26 protein-coding genes are annotated in these 26,151 nt (G+C 54.9%); 10 read left to right on the top strand and 16 right to left on the bottom strand.

Going from position 1 to position 26,151, the window contains the following annotated elements:
* Positions 1-41: 41 nt before the first annotated feature.
* The 3 genes from ACQYWX_RS15680 to ACQYWX_RS15670 all read left to right on the top strand — a co-directional run bounded on the left by ACQYWX_RS15680 (position 42) and on the right by ACQYWX_RS15670 (position 3,159).
* Entirely contained in the window at positions 42-953 is a 912-nt protein-coding gene (locus ACQYWX_RS15680; RefSeq protein WP_431685450.1) for an NYN domain-containing protein, read from the top strand.
* A 300-nt stretch (positions 954-1,253) separates the two neighbouring features.
* The gene (locus tag ACQYWX_RS15675; RefSeq protein ID WP_431685449.1) at positions 1,254-2,474 is read left to right on the top strand and encodes a helix-turn-helix domain-containing protein; all 1,221 of its coding nucleotides are present in this window, start codon (positions 1,254-1,256) and stop codon (positions 2,472-2,474) included.
* Between the two features lie 37 nt (positions 2,475-2,511).
* Positions 2,512-3,159, top strand: a complete 648-nt coding sequence (locus tag ACQYWX_RS15670; RefSeq protein ID WP_253938728.1) for a Vgb family protein — start codon at positions 2,512-2,514, stop codon at positions 3,157-3,159.
* A 225-nt stretch (positions 3,160-3,384) separates the two neighbouring features.
* On the opposite strand, the gene ACQYWX_RS15665 is transcribed toward ACQYWX_RS15670, so the two are convergent.
* The 10 genes from ACQYWX_RS15665 to ACQYWX_RS15620 form a co-directional block, all read right to left on the bottom strand.
* The gene (locus ACQYWX_RS15665) at positions 3,385-4,896 is read right to left on the bottom strand and encodes a cytochrome D1 domain-containing protein (protein WP_216740165.1); all 1,512 of its coding nucleotides are present in this window, start codon (positions 4,894-4,896) and stop codon (positions 3,385-3,387) included.
* Positions 4,897-4,914: 18 nt separating this feature from the next.
* Entirely contained in the window at positions 4,915-6,051 is a 1,137-nt protein-coding gene (gene nirJ, locus ACQYWX_RS15660; RefSeq protein WP_431685448.1) for a heme d1 biosynthesis radical SAM protein NirJ, read from the bottom strand.
* Positions 6,052-6,071: 20 nt separating this feature from the next.
* On the bottom strand, positions 6,072-6,605 hold the full coding sequence (ahbB, locus tag ACQYWX_RS15655) for a siroheme decarboxylase subunit beta (protein WP_216740164.1): 534 nt from the start codon (positions 6,603-6,605) through the stop codon (positions 6,072-6,074).
* Positions 6,580-7,089 (bottom strand): Lrp/AsnC family transcriptional regulator, encoded by a 510-nt coding sequence (locus tag ACQYWX_RS15650; RefSeq protein WP_216740163.1) that lies wholly within the window; start codon positions 7,087-7,089, stop codon positions 6,580-6,582. The genes ahbB (ACQYWX_RS15655) and ACQYWX_RS15650 overlap by 26 nt, the downstream gene beginning before the upstream one ends.
* The gene (gene ahbB / locus ACQYWX_RS15645; protein ID WP_216740162.1) at positions 7,086-7,622 is read right to left on the bottom strand and encodes a siroheme decarboxylase subunit beta; all 537 of its coding nucleotides are present in this window, start codon (positions 7,620-7,622) and stop codon (positions 7,086-7,088) included. The genes ACQYWX_RS15650 and ahbB (ACQYWX_RS15645) overlap by 4 nt, the downstream gene beginning before the upstream one ends.
* 27 nt (positions 7,623-7,649) lie before the next feature.
* Positions 7,650-8,156: an Lrp/AsnC family transcriptional regulator gene (locus ACQYWX_RS15640; protein ID WP_216740161.1), complete on the bottom strand. Its 507-nt coding sequence runs from the start codon at positions 8,154-8,156 to the stop codon at positions 7,650-7,652.
* On the bottom strand, positions 8,153-9,397 hold the full coding sequence (locus ACQYWX_RS15635; RefSeq protein ID WP_216740160.1) for a cytochrome D1 domain-containing protein: 1,245 nt from the start codon (positions 9,395-9,397) through the stop codon (positions 8,153-8,155). Before ACQYWX_RS15635 ends, ACQYWX_RS15640 begins: the two co-directional genes overlap by 4 nt.
* Positions 9,394-9,756, bottom strand: a complete 363-nt coding sequence (locus ACQYWX_RS15630; RefSeq protein WP_216740159.1) for a c-type cytochrome — start codon at positions 9,754-9,756, stop codon at positions 9,394-9,396. The genes ACQYWX_RS15635 and ACQYWX_RS15630 overlap by 4 nt, the downstream gene beginning before the upstream one ends.
* Positions 9,757-9,823: 67 nt before the next feature.
* Positions 9,824-11,590, bottom strand: a complete 1,767-nt coding sequence (locus tag ACQYWX_RS15625) for a nitrite reductase (RefSeq protein WP_253938726.1) — start codon at positions 11,588-11,590, stop codon at positions 9,824-9,826.
* Positions 11,591-11,715: 125 nt separating this feature from the next.
* On the bottom strand, positions 11,716-12,024 hold the full coding sequence (locus ACQYWX_RS15620; RefSeq protein ID WP_216740158.1) for a c-type cytochrome: 309 nt from the start codon (positions 12,022-12,024) through the stop codon (positions 11,716-11,718).
* Between the two features lie 201 nt (positions 12,025-12,225).
* Here ACQYWX_RS15620 and ACQYWX_RS15615 point away from each other — a divergent pair, with 201 nt between their 5' ends.
* The 6 genes from ACQYWX_RS15615 to ACQYWX_RS15590 all read left to right on the top strand — a co-directional run bounded on the left by ACQYWX_RS15615 (position 12,226) and on the right by ACQYWX_RS15590 (position 17,983).
* On the top strand, positions 12,226-13,020 hold the full coding sequence (locus ACQYWX_RS15615) for a CbbQ/NirQ/NorQ/GpvN family protein (protein ID WP_431685446.1): 795 nt from the start codon (positions 12,226-12,228) through the stop codon (positions 13,018-13,020).
* Positions 13,021-13,048: 28 nt separating this feature from the next.
* A complete protein-coding gene (locus ACQYWX_RS15610) occupies positions 13,049-13,399 on the top strand; it encodes a hypothetical protein (protein ID WP_216740156.1) in 351 nt (116 codons plus the stop codon).
* Between the two features lie 97 nt (positions 13,400-13,496).
* Entirely contained in the window at positions 13,497-13,937 is a 441-nt protein-coding gene (locus ACQYWX_RS15605) for a c-type cytochrome (RefSeq protein WP_431685445.1), read from the top strand.
* A 24-nt stretch (positions 13,938-13,961) separates the two neighbouring features.
* Positions 13,962-15,347, top strand: a complete 1,386-nt coding sequence (locus tag ACQYWX_RS15600; protein WP_127972026.1) for a cbb3-type cytochrome c oxidase subunit I — start codon at positions 13,962-13,964, stop codon at positions 15,345-15,347.
* A gap of 10 nt (positions 15,348-15,357) precedes the next feature.
* A complete protein-coding gene (locus ACQYWX_RS15595) occupies positions 15,358-17,202 on the top strand; it encodes a nitric oxide reductase activation protein NorD (protein ID WP_431685444.1) in 1,845 nt (614 codons plus the stop codon).
* Positions 17,203-17,794: 592 nt separating this feature from the next.
* Positions 17,795-17,983 carry a glyoxalase gene (locus ACQYWX_RS15590; RefSeq protein WP_431685443.1) on the top strand — a complete coding sequence of 63 codons (189 nt, stop codon included), beginning with the start codon at positions 17,795-17,797 and terminating at the stop codon, positions 17,981-17,983.
* 257 nt (positions 17,984-18,240) lie between these two features.
* Here the strand turns inward: ACQYWX_RS15590 and ACQYWX_RS15585 are convergent, their stop codons facing one another.
* From ACQYWX_RS15585 to ACQYWX_RS15575, 3 genes are all read right to left on the bottom strand, one after another.
* Complete coding sequence (locus tag ACQYWX_RS15585; protein ID WP_431685442.1) at positions 18,241-18,822, bottom strand: GNAT family N-acetyltransferase; 582 nt, start codon at positions 18,820-18,822, stop codon at positions 18,241-18,243.
* Complete coding sequence (locus ACQYWX_RS15580; RefSeq protein ID WP_431685441.1) at positions 18,810-20,183, bottom strand: MFS transporter; 1,374 nt, start codon at positions 20,181-20,183, stop codon at positions 18,810-18,812. Before ACQYWX_RS15580 ends, ACQYWX_RS15585 begins: the two co-directional genes overlap by 13 nt.
* Before the next feature lie 242 nt (positions 20,184-20,425).
* Positions 20,426-21,376 carry an AraC family transcriptional regulator gene (locus ACQYWX_RS15575; RefSeq protein ID WP_431685440.1) on the bottom strand — a complete coding sequence of 317 codons (951 nt, stop codon included), beginning with the start codon at positions 21,374-21,376 and terminating at the stop codon, positions 20,426-20,428.
* A gap of 200 nt (positions 21,377-21,576) precedes the next feature.
* Here ACQYWX_RS15575 and ACQYWX_RS15570 point away from each other — a divergent pair, with 200 nt between their 5' ends.
* A complete protein-coding gene (locus ACQYWX_RS15570; protein WP_431685439.1) occupies positions 21,577-21,966 on the top strand; it encodes a hypothetical protein in 390 nt (129 codons plus the stop codon).
* A 185-nt stretch (positions 21,967-22,151) separates the two neighbouring features.
* Here ACQYWX_RS15570 and ACQYWX_RS15565 read toward each other — a convergent pair whose 3' ends face one another.
* The 3 genes from ACQYWX_RS15565 to ACQYWX_RS15555 all read right to left on the bottom strand — a co-directional run bounded on the left by ACQYWX_RS15565 (position 22,152) and on the right by ACQYWX_RS15555 (position 26,064).
* The gene (locus tag ACQYWX_RS15565) at positions 22,152-24,221 is read right to left on the bottom strand and encodes a protein-disulfide reductase DsbD family protein (protein ID WP_431685438.1); all 2,070 of its coding nucleotides are present in this window, start codon (positions 24,219-24,221) and stop codon (positions 22,152-22,154) included.
* Positions 24,222-24,311: 90 nt separating this feature from the next.
* Positions 24,312-25,352: a TlpA family protein disulfide reductase gene (locus tag ACQYWX_RS15560; protein WP_431685437.1), complete on the bottom strand. Its 1,041-nt coding sequence runs from the start codon at positions 25,350-25,352 to the stop codon at positions 24,312-24,314.
* 103 nt (positions 25,353-25,455) lie between these two features.
* Complete coding sequence (locus ACQYWX_RS15555; RefSeq protein ID WP_431685436.1) at positions 25,456-26,064, bottom strand: FMN-dependent NADH-azoreductase; 609 nt, start codon at positions 26,062-26,064, stop codon at positions 25,456-25,458.
* Positions 26,065-26,151 lie beyond the last annotated feature (87 nt).

Here is a 26,151-nt window from a genome sequence, read left to right as displayed (position 1 = left end):
TGAGTAAAAAGGTTATAAGTGACTCTGAGCGGAAGTGATACATGAAATACGATGGGCTAAAAGCCGGAATATTCATCGACAATGACAATTTGATCTATGGACAGGATCGCGAGGGGCTGGACTACAACGCCATCATAAAGTTTGTGGAAGACCTGGGGATGCTTGTCATTCGAGCCAATACGTACATGGCGGTTGATGAAGACAGAGAACAGAAAGACGCTAAATATCGGCAGGAGCAACGGAAACACCGCAGTGATATCCGTAATGCTGGCTTCAGGGTGTTCGAGAAACCCTTGAAAAAGTACCAGCAAGAAGACGGAACCGTATACGCAAAAGGCAATGTAGACCTGGAACTGGCCGTAGACGCCTTGCTCCAGACCGACAATCTTGACTATGTGCTACTGGGAAGTGGAGACGGTGATTTCTGCCGCGTGGTGTCTGCATTACAGCACAAGGGCAAAAAGGTGGAAGCCTTTGCTTTCGACAATATTTCCACTGAACTGAGCCAAGGCGTGGATACCTTTTACCGCCCGGATGGCGAACATGGCCATAAGATCCACGGTTTTCTGAAAAAAAATCAAGCCGCCCTCAAACAACCAACCAAGACGGAAAAGAAAGAGAAGGTCGCCACGCCTGTTCGTGAGATCGCCACCATCAAGGCTGGCTCCTGGAGAGAAGACAAAGGGTTTGGTTTCTTAACAGTTAAAGATGAATCCGGAAAAACGAGCGATCTCTTTTTTCATGTATCACATGTCCGGTTTTCAGGAGGAACTCGCCCCACGAACTCTGAGATGACAACTATTGCAAAAAGCGGGTGTCAGCTTGAGTTTGAACGCGGAACAAGTGAAAAAGGCAACAAAACCTGCGCCGTAAAGATCATTCCTGTATCAGCGGAAGGAGAATTCGTTGAATATCTTTCTTTGCGGGATATAAGCTCCAGAGTGCTTGCATAGTCGCAAAAAACGAACAAGGCGGCATAGGATCGCCGCCTATTTATAAGCGTTTGTGGATAAGAAAGGGCGAATAACTCTCTGTCGAATACCAGAAAAAAATGTAAGGCCCGCCGGGAAATCTTTCTGGAGCGGATGGATGAGCTGCATCCCAAGGGTGCAAATAACGGTGTAATGGTTGCGGTGAATATTCACTGTTTAGGCGGCATGATGTAGCGACTATGAGGAAACATCCGGTGAATGGCCGCTCGTTACGAGTAAGTAACTTTATAGTGAATTGACCAACCCAATGGTGAAATTTCGATGGACTCATTGATCACCGAGGCGGCGCAGGCGCTGGCGGCAGGCGATCCCCTGGCGGCGCTGAATCGGGTTGCGTTGCGTGACGATGCGTCGGCGCTGGCCTTGCGCGGTATCGCTATGGCGCAGCTCGGCGATTTCAGCAGAGCAAGGGTGCTGCTGAAAAACGCGGCTCGCGCATTTGGACCTAAGGAAGCGGTGGCCAGAGCCCGCTGTATTGTCGCTGACGCCGAGATTGCGCTCGCCTCGCGGGATCTCGGTAAGCCAAGTACAAGACTTGAAACAGCGCGGGCGACGTTGTTGGCCCACGGTGACAGGATAAACGCCATTCATGCGCGCTATCTCGACGTGCGCTATTTGCTATTAACCGGACATATCGACGCGGCGGAGGCCGCACTCGTGGAATTTGACTCCACTACGCTGCCGCCGGTATTTAAAACAGTCCACGAACTGGCTGTCGCTGGTATTGCCATGCGCCGCCAGCAGGCAAAGGCGTCGCGCGCCGCATTGACCCGCGCCGGAGTAGCCGCCCGGGAGGCGCGGATTCCAGCACTGGTGGCCGAAGTCGAAACCGCGTTGCGGAGGTTGGAAAGCCCCGTCGCGCGTTTGCTGGCCGACGGTGAGGATCGCCCGGTGTTGCTTGATGCTGTCGAAGCGCTACTGGCGTCGAATACATTGATCATTGATGCCTGCCGAATGACAGTGCGCCGCAAAGACCAGACTATTTCGCTGACTACCCGCCCGATACTCTTTACTCTGGCAAGGGCGCTGGCCGAAGCCTGGCCCGAAGACGCGCCGAGAGACGCCCTGGCGGTCCGCGCTTTTCGATTAAAAACCGTGGATGAACCACTGCGCGCGCGTCTGCGTGTGGAGATTGGACGCTTACGTGCGAAACTGGGGGCGCTGGCGAATATCACCGCAACCTCTCGGGGGTTTATGATAGAACCTAACGATATGAGTGATGTGGCGGTATTGGCGCAACCCGTTGAGGACAAACACGCCAACTTACTCGCTCTGCTAGCCGATGGCGAGGTGTGGTCGAGCGCCTCTATTGCTCTTGCCCTGGGTATGAGCCAGCGCACTGTGCAACGCGCCCTCGACACCCTGGCCGCGGCTGATAAAGTACAGTTCTTCGGCCGTGGTCGCGCCCGCCGCTGGTTGTCGCCGCCACTGCCAGGATTCGCGACAACCTTGTTACTCCCTAATGCACTGCCGGGTCATTAACATAAAAACCTCAATTTAACGCAATGAGGATATCGCCATGGATTCCGCAGCAATTAAACCGAAGACCGCCCAAATCATTGATGAATATGGCCCGTTTCCAGACGTTGACGCCGTGCACGGCGTCAGTTATGACGGCCGCCGGATCTGGTTTGCCTCGGGTGACCGACTCAATGCCCTCGATCCCACCAGCGGCGAGCGGGTAAAGGCGCTTGATGTTATCGCCAACGCCGGTACCGCCTTTGACGGCAAGCACCTGTACCAGATTACCGATGACAGCATCTGCAAAATCGATCCGGACAACGGTCACAGGCTTGCTACCATCCCGGCGCCCGATGGCGGCTGTTGTTCCGGGCTTGCCTGGGCGGAGGGACGTCTTTGGGTCGGACAATACAAAAACCGCCGCATTCACCAGCTCGATCCGGATACCGGAGAGATACTCAGCACTATCGAATCCAATAGATTTGTCACCGGCGTCACCTGGCTTGACGGGGAACTCTGGCACGGGACCTGGGAGGGGGAGGAAAGCGAACTCAGGCGTGTCGATCACCATAACGGTAACGTGCTGGAGAGTATAAGTATGCCGCCTGATATCGGCGTTTCCGGACTTGAATCCAATGGCCGGGACCGGTTTTATTGCGGCGGAGGAAACAGTGGCAAGGTAAGGGTGGTGCTCAAAGCCAAGTGAGTCGCTATAGCCAAGTCGATACTATCTTGTATTTTCGGCTCGGCAATAGCGGATTCGGGCGCGCCGAAGGCTTGATTGAGTTCTCTCGCAAAGTGAGCCGTCGAAACCGCGCTCACTTGAGCCAACCGCCTGACCGGCTAATTCTCGTGGGGGAGTTCTATCCATTTCTTGTGGGGAGCGCTTCCATCTGATCTTTTGGTCGCAGTAATTCGGGCCTTTGACTCGTTAATGACTCGTCCCGCGCACATAGTGGGTTTTGTTGTACACATTATATTTGCCCGACGGCTTGGACATGGGCAGTCGGGTAACTTCCTTCAGCGTTAGCGCGTCATAGACGATTAAAGCGCCATCGTTCTCCCATAAGCTTACCAGCGCGAAGCGGCCATCTTTGGTGAACTCTACGTGGGCGGCGGTTTTACCGGGCTCCGGGGTGAGGGTGGCGATAATTTCCAACGTATTTTTGTCGATAACATGGAGTTTATCTTTGTTGGGCCCAAAGAACACATCTACCCAAATGTAGGGCGAGCCGTCATGGCTACGGGTAAAAAATCCCGGGCCCAGGGTGGAAATGGTTTTCACCAGACTCCAGTCTTTCATATTGATCACAGACAATGCGCCCTCTTTGAGGTGCGGCGTCATCATCAGCGGGCCTTGCTCTGTTTCCCAACTGATGCCCGATCCCAGGTGCGGCATGCCGGGAAGGTTAAGCGTGGCGATGGTTGCGCCGGAGTTCAGCTCAATAACCAGACCGCTTTCCCCACTGCGGGAAGCGCCGATCAGATGACGGTATTCCTGATCAAAAAAGAAATCATCCAGATAGTCTTCGGTGGCGACTTTGCGCACGGGAAAATCCGGCTGATTGTAATCGATCTCCCACCACTCCCGGATGTCCTTCATGGCGGCGATAAAGCTGTGACGCTGGGGCGCTGTGTACACGGCGCTCACTCTTGAGCCTTGTTCGTCGTTGCTGACGGGGAAGGTTTTTACCGGGCTGAGCCGGTCCGCATTCAGCAGCACCAGATTGTGCGGCAGGTAATTGGCGACCATCACCCAACGTCCGTCGGCGGAGAGCGCCAGGTTGCGGGTATTCAGCCCGACCCGAATCTCCGCCACGGTTTTCAGGTTGTAAATATCGAACTGGCTAATCCACCCGTCTCGGGATGCAAAGTAAACATAGCGCCCGTCCGGTGAGAACTTGGGCCCGCCATGCAAGGCGTAGCGGGTTTTAAAGCGGTGGATGGGCTTGAAGGCGTCGCCGTCCAGCAAGGTGGCGTGATGGTCGCCGCTTTCCACCACGATAAACAGATTCATCAGATCCGCCTCGAAAACGGGTTTGTCGCTCAGGCTGGACTTGGGGAAATGAATGATATGCGAAGCGCGAATATCGTCTTGCGTCCATTGCGGCGGCGTCGGCGCGGGCTGAAACAGATAAGCGGCCAATTGCGTCGCCTGACTCTCCGTTATGCGGTCCTGGAAAGCGGGCATCTGCGTGGCCACCCTGCCATGTAATATGACATCCTGCGCCTGTTGTGGACGTAAGCGCCCCAGGCTTTCAGGCAATAGCGCCGGGCCGACGCCGCCGAGGCGTTGGGGGTGATGGCAGGCGGCGCAATGCGTTTGATACAGCGCTTCCGTGTCGCTGGCGGCGTTGTTTGAGGTGCTGTCCGCTGCTGAGGCTGGTGTGACGAAAGCGCTCAAAGTCAGTGTGGCGAATAGGTGTATGGGGGATAATTTCATTAAGACTTCCCGTGATAATCAATGTGCGTCTGAGCTTGATCGGATTTCCGCATCTGTCAGGTAACAGCCCGGGTCCTCCGCCCAGAAGTCGCCGCCGCTATGCGTATAGGCGCGCACGCGGGTGTTGCCATTGCATAGATGACGAACGGCGCAGTCTCCGCAACGGCCATGGAGCGGACGGGGGCGGGCGCGCAACCCCAGCATGAAGGCGTCTTGAGTGTCCCGCCAGATTGCGGAGAAAGGCCGCTCTTTGACATTGCCCAGGTTGTGACTCCACCAGAACGTATCCGGGTGTACTTCTCCCGTGTTATCGATATTGGCGATGCTCACTCCCGAGGCGTTGCCGCCCCAGTGCGTCAGTCGCGTTTGCAGGTCCTGCAGTCTGTGCGGGTAGCGCTGCGCCGCCCAATTCAACAGGAACGGACCGTCGGCGTCGTTGTTGCCAGTGACGTATTCGTTATTCCTCCCGGCGAGAGCGTCTTCATGAGCGCGTTCGAATAACAGCAACATGGCGTTTCGGGTGGTTTGGTGGAACGCATCGCGTTTGCGGTGGCGAAGACCGCGTCCGGCGTAATTGAGGTGAGACAGATAAAACTTATCGATATCCCGCTCTCGCATCAGGTCCAACATAGCGGGCAGTTGCATTGCGTTGTTCTCCGTCAGGGTGAAACGCAGGCCCACTTTCACTCCTGCGGACTTACAGTGCTCCACCCCAGCCAGCGCGGCTTTGAAGCCCCCCGGCATCTGCCGGAACTCATCGTGAGTGGCCTCCGTTCCATCGATGCTGACGCCGACATAGTCGAAGCCGGTGTCGCTGATCGCCGCGGCGGTGTCGCGATTCATCAGCGTGCCGTTGCTGGATAACCCTACGTAGAGACCCAGCGATTTGGCGTAGGCGCCAATCAGAAATATGTCCTTGCGCAGCAAAGGCTCGCCGCCAGACAGAATCACCGCCGGCGCGCCCATCTGTTTGAGATCCTCAAGAGTGTCGAACACTTGCGCGGTCGTCAGCTCGCCGGGAAAGTCGATATCGGCGGAGATGGAATAGCAGTGGCGGCAGGTCAGATTGCAACGCCGAATCAGATTCCAGATCACCACGGGAGCTGACGGTTTCGGGCGTGGATTGAAAGCTTCTTCATGTACGAGGGCGCGCATGTAGTGACTGATCCTGAACATCATTGTCCTCCACTGAAGCGCATGCCGGTTTTTTTCAGGATTCGAGTGCTGAGCAGCAGGTCGCTGGCGCGGCGTGCGTTTCCCAGCAGGGCGGTCATCTCCGTCAGATAGCCATCCAGATCCGCACGGTTCTTACCGTGAATCATGGCGAACAGGTTATATGGCCACTGCGACGGTATTCTGGGGCGCAGATAACAATGGCTGACATAGGGCAGCGCGCCGATACGCTCGCCCAACTCCATAACGCGGGCGTCATCCACGTCCCAGACCGTCATGGCGTTGGCGCGATATCCCAGGCGGTAATGATTAGGCGCGGCGCCGATTCGGCGAATGCAGCCGTTGGCGAGCATGCGTTCGAAACGGGCTTTGACTTCATCTGCTGAAACGCCCAGCGTGGTCGCCAGGGCGTCAAATGGGCGTGGAACCAGTGGCAGGCCGTCCTGGGTCAACAGAATCAGTTGACGATCCAGCTGCGCGAGCGTAACTGGGGTCTCGGTCTGGCCGGGGTCAGGCATGGAAGTGAAGGCCAACATAAAACTCCCTCTGTTTCGGTAGATTGTGAACAGGATATCCAGACTCCAGCGCGATGGCGGTGAGCACGGCGTCAATGTGTTCCGGTTTTTCCGTGGCGACGACAAACCAAAGGTTGAGGGCATGGTCGCGCTCGTAGTTATGGGCGACTTCGGCGTGGCGGTTGATCGCCGCCGTTACGCGTTCGACATCGTGCGCCGGGATCTCCATCGCCGCGAGGGTCAGTCCGCCTCCGAGACGTTCGGCGTGGTAGAACGGTCCGAACCGGGTCAGGTAACCGGTGTGCAGCAAACGTTGCAGGCGCTCCAGTAAATCCGTTTCGCTGATATCCAATTCGCTGGCGACTGCGGCGTAAGGCTCGTCGCAAATGGGAAAACCGATCTGCAGTGTATTGATAAGGCGACGATCCACAGAGTCCAGTTGATAATCGCTGGAGTCATGGGTAATGCGCCCTGTGGCGTGGGGATGTATTGGCTGGGCGGTCATAGTGCCTCCTTCACCGGTGCGGACGGTCTTTTATGGGCGTAGCGGCCGCCGCACTGTTTGTATTGCCGCAAGCTGAACAGCACTGCGCAGGGCGTGTCCTGCAGTCCGCACTGCGTCTTCAGACGCTGCAGTCGTTGCAGCACTTCCTCCCGGGATTTACCGTGCAGCATGCAGTACAGGTTGTAGGGCCAGTCAGGGCCGTCCGGCCTGCGCTGATAACAGAGCGACACCAATCCCGTGCGGCTGATGGCGGCGCCGAGACGGTTCACCTCGCTGTCGGCGACTTCCCACACCACCATGGCGTTACTGGTGTAACCGATTTTGTGATGATTGATGACGATGCCGAAACGACGCGTCAGGCGCGACTGCTCCCAGGTTAGCAGCGCTTCGATTACGTCCTGCTCGCTGAGCCCGCACTGCTGCGCCAGCGCCTGGTAAGGGCGTGGCGACAGAGGCAGTCCATCCTGTAGCGCTATTCGCAATCGCTCCTGCGCTGAGGTTTGATCAGGGGGAGGGCTCGAAATTACATGCATGTCGACGTCTCCTGCATCATCTGTGTTTCAATCAAAGTCCGGACGAAAGCCCAGGTCGATGTGGTAAGGCCTGACCATGGGAAACCGCCGGACCTTCAGCCCCGTCGCCGTCTCCATATTGCGTATCACGGCGTCCAGATGATCCGCATCCGGCGCGGTGACGACGAACCACAGGTTCAGGTCGTGCTCGCGCAGATAGTTATGATTCACCTCGTCATAGGCGTTAATCAGCTCGGCGATGTCCTGCAACTGCCCGACAGGCGCGCGCAGCGCCGCCAGGGTGCTGGCGCCGGCGCGTCGATGGTTAAATACCGGGCCGATGCGGGTGATGACGCCTAGTTGTTGCAAGCGTTGCAGGCAGGCCAGCACCTCGGCTTCGGTGCAGCCAAGCTGGCTCGCCAGGGTGTAGAAGGGACGCGGCGTCAGCGGGAAACCTTTTTGATAGTCGCTCAGAATAGCTTTCTCCAGCCCACTGAGTTCAATAGTGTTTGTTGATGGCGTATGGGTGGAAGTCGGAGAGGTGAGGGCGCTCATAAGCCGATCCTGTTAGCTCTGTCGGTGAAAAAGATGCCGCTGGGGTGTATGGCGGGCAAGCTGTCGGTCCGCTGCATACTGTACGGGTCGTAAATATCCACCCGGTTATCGTCGCGCAGTGAAATCCAGAGTTGGTCGCCTTTCGGCGTAAAGGCCATATGCAACACGGCTTTTCCGGCTTCTATTGTGTTAATGACCTGCAGACTGTCCACATCGATGACTTGCACCTGGTCGTTATCCGGATGGGCGAAGTTGACCCAGACTCTGCGGGCATCCGGCTGCGCCATCACAAATACCGGCTGACTGTAAGTGGGGATGCGACGCAGGATGCGCCAGTCGTAGGAATCAATCACGATGACTTCGTGGTGGCCCACGCCGGGAGCGAACAGGTAGCGCCCAGCTTGAGTCCATCCTTCCAGGTGAGGCATTTTGTAGACCGGCAGGCGTTGCTCGCCTGGACCATAGGTCGGCATGATGCGCTTCACTCCTTCCTGCGGTCGCCATAAGTCGAGCTTGGCCATGCCGCTATCGCCAAATAATCCGGCGAGGTAGTAGCGGCCTTCGGGGGTAATCAGCGCGTCGTAGGGTTCACGGCCGATCTGAGTGAACTTGGTAATTTGCGGTTGCAGACCTGGCGTGGGGTCGCTATCCGCCATATCCAATACCCATATTTCGTCGCTGTCGAACAGGCTGACGACAAAGCGGTTTTGGGGCGCGTCCACCAGGCCGACGGTTTTCGATCCTTTGGCGACGCCGTCTTTTATGACCGATGTGGCTGGAATAGTCGCCACGAGCGCCAGGTCTTCGCTGTTAAAAATATTCACGCCACCGGGGTCGTAGTTGGACACCGCCACATAGGCTCCGTCCTGACTGATGGCGCCGCCGATGCTATTGCCGGCCTGAATGATGCGTTTGACTACTTCGCCGCGCAGCAGATCTACTTTGCTAAGGCCGCCGTCGCGACCAAACACGTAACCATAACGTTGATCGCGGGAGTAGACGATGGAGGCGTGGGACAGATCGCCAAGGCCCTGGATGCGTTTGATCACCTGGCGCTGGCTGGTGTTGACCAGCAGGACGCTGCCCTCGGTGCGTTCGATGATCAGGCCAAGGTCTCCCGTACCGCCCTGATACCTCACATCATCGCGTGCGTCGAGGTGCGTACAAGCGCAGAGGCCTATGCTGATCAGCAGCAGGGTAAGGCGTTGGAATAACCGCAGATGGGGGATACTCGCTTTCATGGGCTTTCCTGAGTGCTAGTGTTGTCGCTGATGTAGGCGCCGCTCAACAGGTCTTGAGCGATGTGGCGAATGTCCTGCTCCGTCAGCAGATCGCGCCAGGGCGGCATGGCGGTGTCCGGTTTACCGTCGGCGATGATGAGGCGAATGGCTTCGCCGCCTAACGCCTGCATGCGCTCAGGGCGTAATGAAGGTCCCAGGCCGCCTTTCAAACTAAGGCCATGGCAGGAGCCGCAGTCCTGACGCACCAGATTGCGTAATTGCGCTGCGCTGTGATTGGCGTCTGCGGCGTGGACGGATGGCGAAGCGCAGACGATTAGCATCGCCAATGCGCCTGTGATGAGGGTTACCGGTTTTCTCATGATGGATGCATCCCGACGCCGCTCGCGCGAGAGGGTCTCGTCGCGAGCGCGTTCTCCTGGTCATGAATCAGTAAATATCGTGTTGGGTGTTGTACACGTTGAACTTACCTGTCGGCGTCACCAGCCGTGGGTCCTTGATGACGGTTTTCAGGGCCAGCGTTTTGTCATCCACCACGACGATGGCGGATTCCTGTTCCTTGCCGTTCCATACCGAGAACCAGACTTCATCGCCAGCTTCGTTGAACTCCGGTTGCACAACGCGTTTGGGGCCATCGCCCAGCTCCGCCCATTGGGCGATAGGCAGCACCTTATATTTGGCCTCGATATCGCTGAGGTCGAATACCGCCACAGACTGACTGATATTGGCGTCCGGATTCAGGGGCGTGTCCACGTACAGGTGTCTGGAGTTGGGATGCGTCTTGATGAACAACGATCCGCCGCCTTGGGCGGACAGCGAGCGCACTTGTTTCCAAGCGTAATCGCCATGTTTGTCCGGGTCTGTGCCGATTACGGCGATACTGCCGTCGCCCAGGTGGCTGGTGGCCCAGACCGGCCCGAATTTGGCGTCCGTGAAGTTGGCTCCGCGGCCAGGATGGGGAATCGCGCCGACATCGACCAACGCCTCCAGCGCGCCATCTTTGGAATCGATGACCGCCACTTTGTTGGACTGGTTGGCGGCGGTGAGGAAGTAGCGATGGGTGCTGTCCCAGCCGCCGTCGTGCAGGAAGCGCGCGGCGTCGATGGTGGTGACTTTCAGAGCGTTGATGTCTTCATAGTTAACCAGCAGGATTTTGCCGGTTTCCTTGACGTTAATAATGAACTCGGGCTTCTCATGGGACGCCACAATGGCGGCGACCCTCGGCTCGGGATGATACTCCTGAGTGTCCACCGTCATGCCGCGGGTGGAGACGATTTTCAGCGGCTCCATGGTCTCGCCGTCCATGATCACATATTGCGGTGGCCAGTACGCGCCGGCGATGGCGTAGGTGTCTTCGAACCCCTTGTATTTGGACGTCTCCACAGAGCGCGCTTCCAGGCCGACTTTGATTTCCGCCACCGTGGCCGGGGTTTTCATCCATAGATCAATCATATTGACCTTGGCGTCGCGGCCGATGACGAACAGGTAGCGACCAGAGGAAGATAAACGTGAAATGTGTACGGCGTAGCCGGTTTTTATAATCGTTACGATGTTCTTGCTGTCGCCATCGATCAACGCTATTTGGCCGGCGTCACGCAGGGTAACGGAGAACAGGTTTTTCAGGTTGAGCTTGTTGAGCTGTTTGGTGGGACGATCTTCCGGTTTAACTAACACTTTCCAGCTGTTCTTCATTTCCGCCATGCCCCATTCCGGCGGCTGTGGCGGTTCATGCTGCACAAATTTCGCCATGAGTTTGACCTCATCGGCGGTGAGATCGCCGGAAGTTCCCCAGTTCGGCATGCCGGCGGGGGAGCCGTAGTTAATGAAGGCTTCCAGATAGTCCGATCCTTTGGCCTGAGTAATGTCCGGCGTCAGAGGCTTGCCTGTGGCTCCTTTGCGCAGTACGCCATGGCAGCCAGCGCAACGTTCAAAATAAATGCGCGTCGCCTTCTGGAACTCATCCTCCGTCAGGTCCGGAGCGCCGGGAGAGCGCACAACGCGCAGACCTTCCCCGGTCATCGCCGTGGGGGCGCCTTCGTATTGTCCGGGTGGGGAATTAACAAGGTCGCTTTTAGTGTCCGCCCAGGCATGGCTCGACAAGCCGGCGACCAGGGCGAGTGAAAGGGTGGAGTAACGCAGGCGCAGTGGCCTGGACGGCGAGCGTTGGCTGCGTTTTGGAGCGCTGTCTGTATGCATAGCACTGTCCTTCTCATCAGAGTCTTGCTATTTCGATTCTTTACTGACGCAAAACCGTCCGATCCCGGACGCGCCTTGCGAAACTACGGCGCTTTTTTTAACGACGATTCAGGTGGCGAGGACTCCTATTTGAGTTGGCTGTAGTAGGCGGCGAGGTTGGCGATGTCATCGTCCGACAATGGCTTGGCCATGCTGGACATCATCGGGTCGTTGCGTTTGCCGTCGCGAAAATCCTTCAGTTGCTTGACCAGGTATCCCTCTTTCTGTCCGGCCAGATTCGGCCATACGCCGTTGTTGCTGACTCCTTCCGCGCCGTGGCAACCGGCGCAGGTGGCGGCCTTCGCCTTACCGACTGCCGGGTCGCCGGCGAGGGCGTTTCCTGAGAGTGCGGCGGAGAGTAAATACACGAGTGTTGCAGGTTTGAATATTCCCATGGCTGTCCCCTTTTTGCTGCTGGGTGAATGTCCTTGAGCGCAACGAGAGTAGGTCAGCGGCGGCTGGGCAAAGTTGATGAGGGTCAATGTTTTGCGAGCGGCAAGGGCAAATACCCCATCGTAGGTACATGAGCGAAAACAGGTTTCGGGTAGGGTAAAAAAACAGAGACCGGACATGACCCAGCACAGGATCGTCAGCCTATGAACGCCACTCAGGACGCCCCTTTCTACCTTCCCCAAGGCGGTGAAATCGAGCTGTTTGAAAAAGCCTACAGCCATGGCTTGCCAGTGCTGATCAAGGGGCCGACCGGGTGTGGCAAAACCCGCTTTGTGCAGCATATGGCCCATCGTTTGAGTCGGCGTTTATACACTGTCGCCTGTCACGACGACCTGACCGCTTCGGACTTGGTGGGGCGTCATTTGATCGGCGGAGACGGGGCCTTTTGGCAGGACGGCCCTTTGACCCGGGCGGTGCGGGAAGGCGGGTTGTGTTATCTGGACGAAGTGGTGGAGGCGCGCAAGGACACCACTGTGGTCTTGCATCCACTGGCCGATGACCGCCGCATCCTGCCCATCGACCGCACAGGGGAACAATTGCAGGCCGCGCCGGGCTTCATGCTGGTGGTCTCCTACAACCCCGGCTATCAGAACGCGCTTAAAGGGATGAAACCCAGCACTCGACAGCGTTTTGTCGGCGTCAGTCTGAGTTATCCCGCGCCGGAACTGGAAGCCCGGATCGTGGAAAAAGAGGGAGGCGTCAGCCCCTCGTTGGCGCGGCGGATTGTCGACGTGGGAACGGCTTTGCGGCGTCTTGAGCAACATGATCTGGAAGAAGCGGCGTCCACCCGTTTGCTGATTTACGCCGCGCGATTGATGGCCAGCGGGGTCGAACCGACGCGGGCCTGCCAGGCCTGTCTGGTGGAGCCGTTGACCGACGACAAAGAGACGCTGCGCGCCTTGTCGCAGGTGGTCGATATTCACTTCGGCAGAGATTGACTGACCGGAACTCCGGATGGGAGATCCCATGCCGCAACGAGCGTATTTATGGCCGCACATTTTGTATCTGATGAACCTGCTGGCGCTGCCGGGAGCGTCGTTTTTGATCTTGCTCGGCTGGTTTTGGCGCAGTCGTCGGAGCGCGCCTGCCGCGTTGTTGGCGGCGCAGAGGATTGCGCTGATTGGCGGACTTATCAATGGCGTCCTGCTGGTGGTCTTTCCGTTGCTCGTGTTGTGGTTGAGCGACCGAGAGCCGATCACTGTCACCTTGGTCCTGGTCTATTGGGTGGCGACGCACGGCGCCTGCGTAATCTGGGGCGTATATGCGCTGACCCGCGAAAACGCCGGTCGTCCGCTGTCTATTTGGGGGCGGAAGTGAGGAGCCGTTCATTGCCGCCGTAACAAAGCCAAGTTTATCTCGAAGTCCGGATGTACCGGGCTTCCACCTCATCATCAACTTCGTCAGGGAGCAAGCCATGCCGGAAAAATTCAGTAAGAGCGCCGCCCGTAATATCTATTACGGCGGCAGTCTGTTTTTTATTCTGCTGTTTCTCGCATTGACCTATCAAACCACCCAGGCTCTACCGCAGCGTGATCACCGGGATCAACTGACTGAGGCGGTGGCCAGAGGGAAGGAAATCTGGGAAGAAAACAATTGTATCGGATGCCATACGTTAATGGGCGAGGGCGCGTATTTTGCGCCGGAGCTGGCCAATGTGTTTGACCGCCGCGGCGGCGACCAGGCTTTCACTGCGTTTCTGAAAGCCTGGATGGCGGCGCAGCCACTGGATGTGCCCGGGCGCCGGAAAATGCCGCAATTCAACCTGACCGACGAGCAGGTGGAAGATCTGGCGGAGTTCCTCAAATGGACCTCCAAAATCGATGACAACAATTGGCCGCCCAATATTGAAGGCTAAGCGGGACAGCACGGAGAAAAAGGCATGAAATACCAGTCACAGGCGGTAGCCAAACCCTATTTTGTTTTCGCCCTGATCCTGTTCGCCGGGCAGATCCTGTTTGGATTGATCCTGGGCCTGCAATATGTGATCGGGGATTTTTTATTTCCTGAGATTCCCTTTAACGTCGCCCGCATGGTGCACACTAACCTGCTCATTGTGTGGCTGCTGTTCGGCTTTATGGGGGCGACTTATTTTCTGGTCCCGGAAGAGTGCGAAACGGAACTGCACAGTCCCAAACTGGCGTTGATCTTATTCTGGGTCTTCGCCGCGGCCGGCGTGCTGACGATTCTGGGCTATCTCATGGTTCCATACGCCAAGCTGGCGGAGATCACCGGCAACAAGTTTTTCCCGACCATGGGGCGGGAGTTTCTGGAGCAGCCCACGCTGACCAAAGTGGGTATCGTGATCGTGTGCCTCGGCTTTCTCTATAACGTGGGCATGACCATTCTCAAGGGCCGCAAAACGGTGATCAATGTGGTGTTGATGACGGGCTTGGTTGGGCTGGCGGTGATGTTTCTATTCTCTTTCTACAATCCCAGCAATCTGGCTTTAGACAAGTATTTCTGGTGGTGGGTGGTGCATCTATGGGTGGAAGGCGTGTGGGAACTGATCATGGGCTCGATTCTCGCGTTTGTACTGATTCGGGTGACTGGCGTGGACCGCGAGGTGATTGAAAAGTGGCTGTATGTGATCATCGGCATGGCGCTGATTACCGGTATTATCGGCACGGGGCACCATTATTACTGGATTGGTCCAGAGCCTTATTGGCATTGGCTGGGTGGCTTTTTCTCCGCACTGGAGCCCTTGCCCTTCTTCGCTATGACCATTTTCGCTTTTAACATGGTCAACCGTCGGCGTCGGGTTCATCCCAACAAGGCCGCCACGCTTTGGGCTATGGGCACAGCGGTGATGGCGTTTCTGGGCGCGGGCGTCTGGGGCTTTTTGCATACACTGGCGCCGGTCAACTATTACACCCATGGCTCGCAGATCACCGCCGCCCATGGCCACATGGCGTTCTATGGCGCCTACGCGATGATCGTGCTCACTATTATTTCCTACGCAATGCCGGTATTGAGCGGGCGCACCGAGGGCAACAGCAATCGCTCCCAGGTGGTGGAAATGTGGGGATTCTGGTTAATGACTGTCGCCATGGTGTTCATCACGCTGTTTTTGACGGGGGCCGGCATTCTACAGGTGTGGCTGCAGCGTCTGCCGGAGGCGGCGGGAGCCTTGCCGTTTATGGTGACCCAGGAAAAAATCGCCGTTTTCTACTGGTTGCGGGAAGGCGCGGGAGTGGTGTTTCTGGTGGGACTGGTCTGTTACTTCGCCAGTTTCTTCGTAAAAGGCCCGCAAACTCAGTCTGCCTGAGCCAGTCGTTATGTTTGAAGTGGAAGAGTGGGTCGGCGGTCTCTGGCATCGGGTGGTAACCGGGTATGCGGACGACCGTTACGCCGGGGCGGCGGTAACCTTGACGCAGATGCGCAAGGAAGTGGGCGTCCTGTACCGCGCCCTGGGCGGTGAACGCGCTGTGCGCATTGAGGCGGCCGCTGAGCGGCTCGTTACGCTGCCGCGTACATTATGGCAGCGTGTGGCGGGCAGTCATCGACGTCTGGCGCTGGCTTATCTGGATGAGGAAGTGCTGGCGCTGCCGGAGGAGATAGCCCTGTTTCCCAAGGCTGAACTGAATCGGGAAGTCTACAGGATGCTGGCGGCGATGGCGGCGCAGTCGCTTCCGAATGTTACCGGTTGGGCGCAAAACGCCTGCCTTCGATATGCCGCTCTGCGCGCCGCCTATCCAGCGATGCGCGCGCGGTATGACGCCATGGTGTCTGCGTATATCCCCTTACGCGCGACACTTGAAAGCCTGCCGCCGACGCTGCAGGAAAAAGAGTCACGTTTGCGTGCGGCAATGCTGTCTCCCGAAACAGCATTGATCCAGGATACGGACATTGACGGCCTGCAGCCGCCTCCATTTTGGCTGTATTCCTCCCTGCGGGCTTCTGATATGTCGGTGCGGCGAGATGTGGCGTCGGACGCACAGATGCAGCGGCCACCGGCTGCGCCAGAAGAGAAAGTGGAAAAGAAGGCGAGGGGAGAATATGTGCAGGATCACGACGGCGACAAAGGGCTATTGGTGTTTCGTCTGGAGAATCTGTTTAGCTGGTCTGAATACCTGAAGCTGGATCGCACCGCAGATGATAGCCCTGATGAGGATGCGGCGCGCGTCGCTGAAGATTTGGACCATCTCAGTTTGTCCACACAGGAGTTCGGCGGCGGTCAGCGCATCAAGCTGAATCTGGACCTGCCTTCCGCCAGTGAAGACGACACGCCATTGGGACCCGGTTTGCGTCTGCCTGAATGGGACTACCGCAGCCGACGACTGCTTCCTGATCATTGTCTGTTACAGCCGATGTTGGATCACCGCGCGCCGCCCTGTGCGCCGCCATCCCGTCTGCGCGGAGGGGTGCGAGAGGTGCGCGCTCGCTTCGAGATGATGCGCCCCATGCGGGTTTGGCGTCGCAATCAGGCGGATGGCGAAGAGATCGAAATGGAGCGCTGGAACGAATTCTGCGCTGACAGAATCGCTGGCGGCGCCGTTGAGCAGCCCATGTTCAAGAGTTTTAACGGACGATTACGGGATCTGGACTGTCTGTTGTTGGCGGATCTGTCTATGTCCACGGACGCCTATGTGGATAACGACAGGCGTGTGATTGACGTCATCAGCGATGCGTTACTGCTGTTTTCCGAAGCCTTGGACGCCGTTGGCGATCGCTTTGCTCTATACGGATTTTCTTCCTGCAAACGCCAGCATGTTCGCTTTCACGTCATTAAAAACTTTGCAGAGCCTTACACGGATGCGGTGCGAGGCCGGATAGTCGCACTGCGACCGGGATTTTACACCCGCATTGGCGCTGCGCTTCGTCAATCCACAAAGATTCTACGGGAACAGAAAGCATCACGAAGACTGTTGTTGATTCTTACCGATGGCAAACCCAACGACCTCGACCTCTATGAAGGCCGCTATGGACTGGAGGACACCCGTCAGGCAGTGATGGAAGCGAGAAGAGAAGGGCTGATTCCATTCTGTATTACGGTGGATAAGGAGGCGGAGGAATACCTGCCGTACTTGTTTGGCGACAAAGGCTATGTGCTGGTCAACAATATCAAGCGTCTGCCGCGGGAGCTGCCGCTGTTGTACGCAACGTTGTTAGAAACAAAGTAAGCTTTGCTTAACCAACTAACTTAACCCAAACCCAGCTCGAAGAAAAAGCAGCTGAAAAAATTCCAATCACATAAGGCTGCCATGATGTAGTGGTCACGGAATTAAGTGCTTTAGTTGGAAATTAAGCATTTGAGTTAAATGAAATAGTGTCTTTTGCGGCTCTTATGTCCACTAATGTCAATTAGTGGACATTGCGTGTATGACGAATATTGCTGCTCGCACTGCGCCTTATTTACGCTCATCACACAAAATCCAAAATTCACCATCCAAAAAATCACCGACCGCAAAGCCACTGCTTGCAGGTGCAAGGTTCAATTAGAACTGTTCTGAGTGAGCCGACTTAGGCGAATTATCTTTCACCAGCAAAAGTTATTAAGATCCCTCACATGATTCACGCCCGCACCAGCGATGGTGATTGAGGCCAACACGCACATAAAGGAGAAATTATTCGTGTTTGATCATGTCGTATTTGGAGTCAGTAATTATGCTGTCAGCAAAGCATTTTACCTCCAGGCGCTGACGCCACTCGGCGTCACTGTTGTTCAGGAAGGTCCGCTTGGCATTGAGCTCAGCACAGACGGTAAGTCTCACTGTGTCTATTCGAAGCCAAGGAAAAACCTGCACAGTCGCGGATTTTTATCAGGCGGCCCTGGAAGCTGGCGGTAAGGACAATGGGGCTCCTGGTTTGCGTCCTCAATATCACGCGAGTTATTACGCAGCATTTGTTATTGATCCGGACGGACACAACATCGAAGCGGTTTGCCATGAGCCCGAGGCTTAGTCTTAAAGAGTCGACATGAGGGATCTTAATAACTGAGGCGCTATATCCACAGACGCCTCTGTCTCGCTATGCACATCCATGAGTGCGCATAATATATATTATGTTAAATTGGATATTGGGATTACGAATGGCGTGTCGGCGTTTCTGTTTGTCATGACAACCCCACAGGCTTTGGCCCTTTCGAATCGCTCTTCTGTTAAAGGCTGTTCGTCGTTCACAACAAGCCACATCTGATTTCCAATTTCCAAACTCGTTGATCACGCCTTTAGATTGCGATACCAAAACAAAGCCGTTTCTCCCGCGTTTTCGCTGTTTGCATAAAGCATCCGATCAAAACCTTCCAGCCTGTATCCTGCACGAGCATATAGCTTGCACGCCGCTGGATTGGTCGATTGAGTTTCGAGGCGAATGAAATGGAAACCCTGTTCTTGCGCCCATTCTTCTGTAGCGCCAAGTAGAATCATACCTACGCCTTGGCCGCGTGCGTTACGGTCGACGGCTATCTCTGCAATTTCCGCCATGCCATTCCAACTCTCAACGATCAGAGCGAAACCGACTAAACGTTTGTCTACGCGAGCGGCGAACAATGCGGACTTACCTGAGGATTCATCGACAGCACTTGCAGGATCAAAGCCGTAATTTTTGCGACGTCTGTTGATAGAACGGATTTTCTCTATGTCATCATATGGAAAGTCAATCTCATGTGTGATTTCGAAGGAAAAGTCGCATGACTCCAGCTCATTGGCTGCAATAGCCGTTACCAGCAAAATGTGAGGTTTGGGGGCGGATTTCACAGGCGGCGTCATTTCCTTGTGCGGTTTCTTCTCTACTTTGGCCATTGTAAATGATGATCATCGATTACAAATACGTGCCTGTGCTTTACACCGGAATGTTGATGGGGATGGCTATGCGGCTCTGGTCCCTCCCATCCCTCATGCTGATGCTGGTGATGCTCGTCATGGAAATGCATGTGTTGGTGGGCGTGCGCTGCGTGATAATGCACTAATTCAGATTCGTCCAATCGCGGCCATATCAGAACAGCCGTGACTGTTGAGAGTAACGTAATCACGCCTAGAACAAAGAAAGCGCTCTGTATTCCACTCAAGCCGCCCAGCCAGCCAGATAACGGATATGCGATCAACCAACAGGCATGCGACAACGCAAATTGGGCGGCGAATACAGCGGGCCTGTCGGTCTCCCGGCATGACGCGGTGAGTAGTCGACCAACAGGCGTTAAAACGGCCGAGGAGCCGACGCCCAGCAGAAACCACAAGCACAGCAGCCCAGTTATTGATGGCTCCAGCAATCCAAGGAATAACCCTGCGCTCATTAAAAAGCCGCCGCATACCATCAGGTTGCGCTCGGCAACCTTTAACAGCACGTGGGGAAGCGTCAACGCCACCAGCATCGAGCCTGCTCCAGCCGCAGCAAACGCCAACGCTACCCAGACCTCATCCAATTGCAGAACAGTGCGCACATAAACAACGGTGTTCACAATCTGCATAGAGCCCGCCGCCGCCACAGCCATACACAACGCAAACATCGCTCGCAGGCGCGGCGTTTTCAGGTATATAGCCACTCCGTAGGTCAACCGTCGCCAAAAGCCTGTAACCGCATTTTGCAGCTTTTGGTCAGGGAGCCTAATGGAAAGAACCAGTAACGCTGACGCCATGAATGTCAGCGCATTAAGCTGGAATAGAACGCCAAAGCTCGTTACCGAAATCAAAGCCGCAGCGAGTATTGGACTTAGCAGATTTTCCAGGTCATACGCTAAACGGGAATATGAAAGCGCCTTCGTATAGCGATCTTTGTCTTTAATGATGTCTGGAATAGTCGCCTGAAATACAGGGGTAAAGCCTGCAGAAAATACATTCAGGAGAAACACCAGCAAGTATATTTGCCATACCTGATCGACAAACGGTAACACACAGACCACGGCGGCCCTGAGAATATCCAGGGCGACTAACAGTTTTCTCCTTGGGAATCGCTGAATATACGCGCCAATCACTGGAGCGATGGCCACATAGGCAAGCATTTTGAGGGCCAGCGCGGTTCCCAAAACGGCCCCTGCCTCTCCCCCCGCAATTTCATGCGCCAATAAAGCCAGCGCTATTGTTGTTAATCCGGTTCCAAATAGCGACGTGACCTGAGCACAAAATAAGCGCTGATATCTCGGATCGGTAAGTGGCGAATTCAGCATTAGGCATCCATTAAAAATGATGAGAGGGGTTTACCTTGGAATGGTAATAGCCTGCACGGGTGACGCCCCCTTCCCTGTTTTCTCCGTGACAAGTCAGGCAACCGCCGCGATATTAACTCGCCCTTCATATCAGTTACCTCTTTGTCCTTTATATGAGTGGGTCGGTTATGACTTATATTGTAGACATAGTAACTAACAGTGCCGCAAAGAGAGAATTGCGCCCTTCGCCCACCGGCAAGACGCTACGCCTCAAACATCGCAAGCCGATATTCGCCGGGAGTGATATCGTAGCGGCGCTTGAAGGCGCGGATAAATGCGGCTTCGGAAGCGTATCCCACCTCAAGAGAAACCTGTAATAGAGTACGATGACTCTGCCGAAGAATCTGGCGCGCCTGATAAAAACGCCAGCTATTCAGGTACTCCATCGGACCCTGTTGCAAGTTTCGTTTAAAAAGAACGCTAAACGCAGAACGAGACATCCCCACAGAGCCGGCGACTTGCTCTACGGTAAGGGGTTCGTGGTATCGACGATGGAAAATACTCAGCGCCCGGGCAATTCTCTTATCCTGAATGACAATCGCCGACTCGCCTTGCTTTGACTGCTGCTGAAAATACCCTTCCAGGAAACGGATCATTAGTGCTTCCGCCAAACGATTGCTGACTGGGTTTCCATGGTTTTCAAGTTCGTTGCTTTCCGTGAGACCTCTCAGCGCGCTTGCCCATTCCACAGATTTACGTTGCTGGCGGACAACAACCAAGTCGGGCAGTCCTGTAAGAAAAGGAATTGTATCTCGATCCGCAATGGCGAAGTGACCGCACAGCAGCCGATTATTCAACACGCCTTCGCGGAATAGCGGCGCGCCTTGTCGCAGACTCTGTAAATACTCCTGATCCGTCGCCAACGCCACATCAGGAGTATAAGAAAGGGTGTGAACTTGTCCTCGCATGCACAGGGCGATATCGCCAGGCGACAAACGAACCTGCTCCGTTGCGGTGGTTAACCAGCAAACGCCTGATGCGACGCAATGAAACTGTATATATGGAGAAGCGCCGACCGCCATTCCCCAATCGCCGTGTAAGTGGCTATCAAAGTATAAGCTCCCATCGACCCTGAGATTGAAAAACACCTGACGCAACAACTGCTCTAGGGGGGATGCATGCGCATCGAGCCCTTCACGCCCCACGCTATCCATATGATTTTCGCTCCTTCTTTGGATCATGGGTAATTGCCAATCTTATTCAGACCCTCTTATCGATATGGAGTTCCTCAACAGTCAAAACAGAAGATCAATACAACAAAACAGGCGGTCATGGTCCCAATAAACGCGAACCGGGATACTGATTTCGCCGCAGAAAGCGGCAGGAAAAATAACTTGGATAGGAGCGAAACATCATGAACTACAAACTTCTGACCGCTACAGCTTTGTTGCTGGGAACCAACGCCGCTCTGGCGGCTGGAACCAACACCATCTGCGAGTTCCTCGGTTCAGGCCGAGTAGCCTGCGACACCTTTGTTTCCGATAGCGGCGCCTATTTAACGTCTCAAACGTGGCGCGCGGAATATGGCGCAGTCATTGAAGATCAGGGCGTCGGCTATATGGTGGCGCGCTGCACATCCAGTACGTCAGACGGCCGTTACTATTTCATGGCGACTTTGAGCGACGGCGGCAGCGTCACACAAAACGGCGCCTTGGGATGTTCCGTAGGCGGAGGAACCGGCACGCCAGGTCCGGGACAGGGCTGCACCATCTGGGTGAATGACCAGTGTCACGAACCTCAGTAGGTTTAGAAGGTCTGGCGGTCTGATAGTAACCTTATTTATCCATAAATAAGGAATAGTGGCTGGCGGAGTGTTTGCAGAACCAGGGGGGGCAGATGCAGTATCCGTCAGCCAAATTAATCACCGTCGTGAAAACAGAGACAAGCCCCCCGGCCTCTGTCACTTCCCCTGCTCTAACCATGAAGCGCCTACCCACCGGCCTGATTAATCAACACCGACGGAGTCAAAACCTGAGGCAAGGTCAACGGTCTGCTTGCCCCTTTTTTATACCATAGATAGAGAGGCACGCCTGATCGGCCATGTTGGGACAGGAATTCGGTTATCTTGCTATCGCCGCTGGTCCAGTCGCCAACCATGGTGACGACGTTACTTTGCTTAAATGCTTCTTTTACGTCTTTTTGATCGATGGAGGTCTTTTCATTTACCTTGCAGGTCAGGCACCAATCGGCGGTGAAATACAGAAACACGTCTTGTTTTTCACGCAATGCGCTTAGCTGATCCTGATTAAACGCAACCGCTTCTGAGACTTCCTTCTGCTCAAGTTGTGAAGAGGCATGAGTGGGCGGTATCCAGCTGATCACAGCTAATAAAGGCAATAGCGTTAATGAGATAGCGGGCCACCATTCACCTCGGCGTTGCGATTGTTGCCATAAGCCGGTCATCCATAAACCAAACGCCGACAACATCGCGGCTGCAAGCACGGACAAAACATAATCGTTGTTTGATTGCCGCATCAAAACCCAGATTAGGCCAGTGACTGTCACAAACATTGGCAGAGAAAGTACGCGTCTGGCTGTCGTCATCCAGGCGCCGGGCTTCGGTAAGTGTGCGCGTAATGCGGGAATAAAACTCACCAGCAACAGCGGTAAAGCCATGCCAAAACCCAGGCCCGCAAAGATCGTAAATGCGATGCCGGCGGGCAACACCAAGGCCGCCCCCAAAGCAGTCGCCATAAAAGGGCCCGTGCAAGGCGTGGCGATAAAAGCGGCTAAAACCCCGGTCCAAAAGTCGCCAATCGGGCCTTTTTTATCTTGCAGTCGCGACCCGGAAGTCATGGTTCCGATTTCAAAGAGGCCAGCCAGATTGAATCCAATGGCGCTCATTAAGACAATCAACGCTGCGATCACCGCTGGGCTCTGCAGCTGAAACGCCCAGCCGATTTGATGCCCCAGCGCTCGCAGTCCCAGTATCACGCCGCCCAATAACACACATACCAGTACAGCGCCAGAGGTATACGCTACAGCGCCGGACCTGGCGTCTTTTTCAGATTCCTGATGCGTGAGGCTTAATATCTTCAAACTTAATATAGGAAATACGCAGGGCATGATGTTGAGCAATAAACCGCCCAGGATTGCGCCGAAAAAGGCTGTAGCTCCAAGCAGCCACGTATTTTTAATCGATGAATCGCTGCGGTTGTTTTTCGCTTCAGATAATAATGCCGCGCGCTCGGATTTATCCGCCTCAAAACTCAGCGCCACGCCGTTATCCAGCACCAGGACGCCCTGAAATCGTTCACCCAGCTCATCGCCCGCTTGCGTTTGCATGCGAAGAACATCGCCGTCATGGGAGAGAGTCTGCTTGGCGTTATTTGCAATCGTATGATTAATGACGGGATAGATATGAGCGTTATCACTCTCGATTGAGCCCGGTAACGGCAAGGCCAGAGTAAACTCGCCGTTTTCAACAGAAAACCGTCCTTTGGCGTCCAGTGGTCTGGCTAACTTTTGCCGCCATTGAGCGAATTTTTGTGCGCGATCTTCGGAAACGCGCCCGTCACCGACAATCAGCGTGGTTTCAACCCGTTGCTGTTCAGGCAGGCACACAGAGGGACTGCAAACCAGATAACTGATATCGAGCTTAATAGGTAGCGAACTCCCCACCGCAACGCTGCTATCAATCTCTACCCGTGTCAGCAGCGTGAACTCGCCGGGATAAACGTAGTTCATGATGTCAGCGGTTAAGAGCTGGCTTGGGGCCGGGTACTGCATCTCCCCTACTGTCACGCCATCCGGAAGCTGCCAGCTAAACTTGGTTGGAAAACCTGCGTCGCCAGGGTTAAGCCAATAGCCATGCCAGCCTTGTTGGGGCGTCATTGTTAACGCCAGCTCCAGCGTGCCGCCAGCGGCAGGGTGATCTGATTCCAGCGCAATAGCGATCGAAAGCAGGCGCTGATTTTCCAGTGGTTCATTCGCTATGGCTTGTTGCGAACATAGCAAGACAACCAACCAGGTCGTCACTAATTGCATGAAGAGTTTCATTCAGCGCCTGCTTCCTATACTTTCTGTTAGATCAGCTATTTCCCGTTAGTTCAGCTTCCCGTTAGTTCAGCTATTTCTGGTTAATTCAGCTTATTTGAAGGACGAAATAGTTTGTAAGGCGGTATCAAAGTCCTCGTCTTGGATCGAAGATTTCAGGCTTATAACGCCATTAGGCTCAATGACGGTGATAGTGGGTATTTGATTGACGCCAAATTGCTTAAACAGCTCTCCGTCGTCATCGAATACGATTGGCGGGATGGCGGCATAGCTCTTGCGATAATCTTTAAGGTCGGCAGCCGACGTCCATAGGTTGCTCGAAACGGTCACCCACTGCACATCGGTCGATTTGGATTTGCTTTCCAGCAGTTCGCGAACCTGAGTGCAGGCTTTTGAGGTCTTGGGTTCCGTTTCCTCTAGATACCATTCACACCATGGCGCGAAGAACACGACGGCCACTTTTTTGCTGTTTGACGTGTTAAAGCGAAAATTAAGCGCTTGCTCATCAATAGTTGAGAAAGACACATCCTGCGCCGTATCTCCTTTTTTATAGCCTTCATTGTTGAGCGCCAGGTCAGGGTTGTTGAGTGGTTTTCCGGCAGACTTTTCAGCGACGACGCTCTCCAGCGCCTGATGGAACGCCTGATCATCTTTATGCCCGAAATAGGCGAACTCGCCTTTTTTATCAATTAACACGTGCTGAGGAGTAACGCGTAATTGAAAGGCGCGCGCCAATTCTCCATTGTCGATGGTAATTGGCATGGTCAATCCCACCTTTTTACGAAACTCAGTAACGGATTCCAGGGTGTCGCTGATCCCCGTATTAATTGCGATCACTTGAACTTTATCGCCGTACTTTTTGTAGATCTCTTCAAACCCTTGCATCTGTTCACGACAAGGTCCGCACCAGGTCGCCCAGAATTTGAGATAAACGGGTTTTTCGCCGTAAATTTGAGCAAGATCGATCGTTCCGCCGTCAATATCCTTGATCTTGAATGTCGGCGCCGCCGCGCCCAACAGCGATTCGCCGGCAACCTTAGCCCGTCGCTCGCCTTCGGCGGCATAATCCGCGTCTTCCGCATAGCCGGCTTGGGAAATCACACTCAGATATAGCGCAATCAACGGTATTTTCATCAAGCCTTTAAGTTGTACTCGCATGGTAATTTTCCTGGTATTGATTAATCAGGCATGCGCCTGATGATTAAACGTAAAAGTTTGGAGATCGGAATCCGGGTGACTAGATATGCATTTCATCAACGCTGGAAATCGCGTTGGGAACGGCGGATTTGCGGGTCAGCGGATCGTGCGTGCCATCAACCCGCACGATATTCACATCGGTGACGCCGATGTACTCAAACGCCACTTTTACATAGGGGGTAAACTGGTCATGACTGACAAAGGGGCCGCTTGAAAAGGCGCTTCCGCTCGCCATGACGACGTACACTTTTTTATCCTGAACCAACCCTACCTTGCCGCCCGCTTCCGTAAACTTGAAGGTCCGCCCTGCTCTGGTGACATGGTCAAACCAGGCCTTTAACACAGAGGGCAATCCCAGATTCCACATGGGTGACGACAGGACGATCACGTCGCTGGCGAAGAGCATGTCGATCATTTTGTCTGAGAGTTTGACGGCGTTTTGTTGCTGCTCGGTCCGTTCTTCAGGCCTGGTAAAGAAGGCTTCAATCGTGAATCCGTCCAGATGCGGCAAGGGTTCTTGCGACAGGTCGAGCACATGTTCATTGATATCCGGGTATTTCATTTTCAGGCGGTCGACAAGGTAGTCGGACACTTCCCTCGACGCGGAACCATATAGATTTGGACTCACTTTGATGTGCAAGAGATTCATACTACTCACCTTCGGGATCAGGATATCTATGACAGCTAGTGGCCAGACAACGATATGGCGTCTCTTTTTACGGGTCTGCAGACGCCA

Source organism: Hahella sp. NBU794 (assembly GCF_050749805.1).
Classification (GTDB): domain Bacteria; phylum Pseudomonadota; class Gammaproteobacteria; order Pseudomonadales; family Oleiphilaceae; genus Hahella.
The sequence above is the reverse complement of the archived record's forward strand: the minus strand, read 5'-3'. Positions and strand labels throughout refer to the sequence as shown.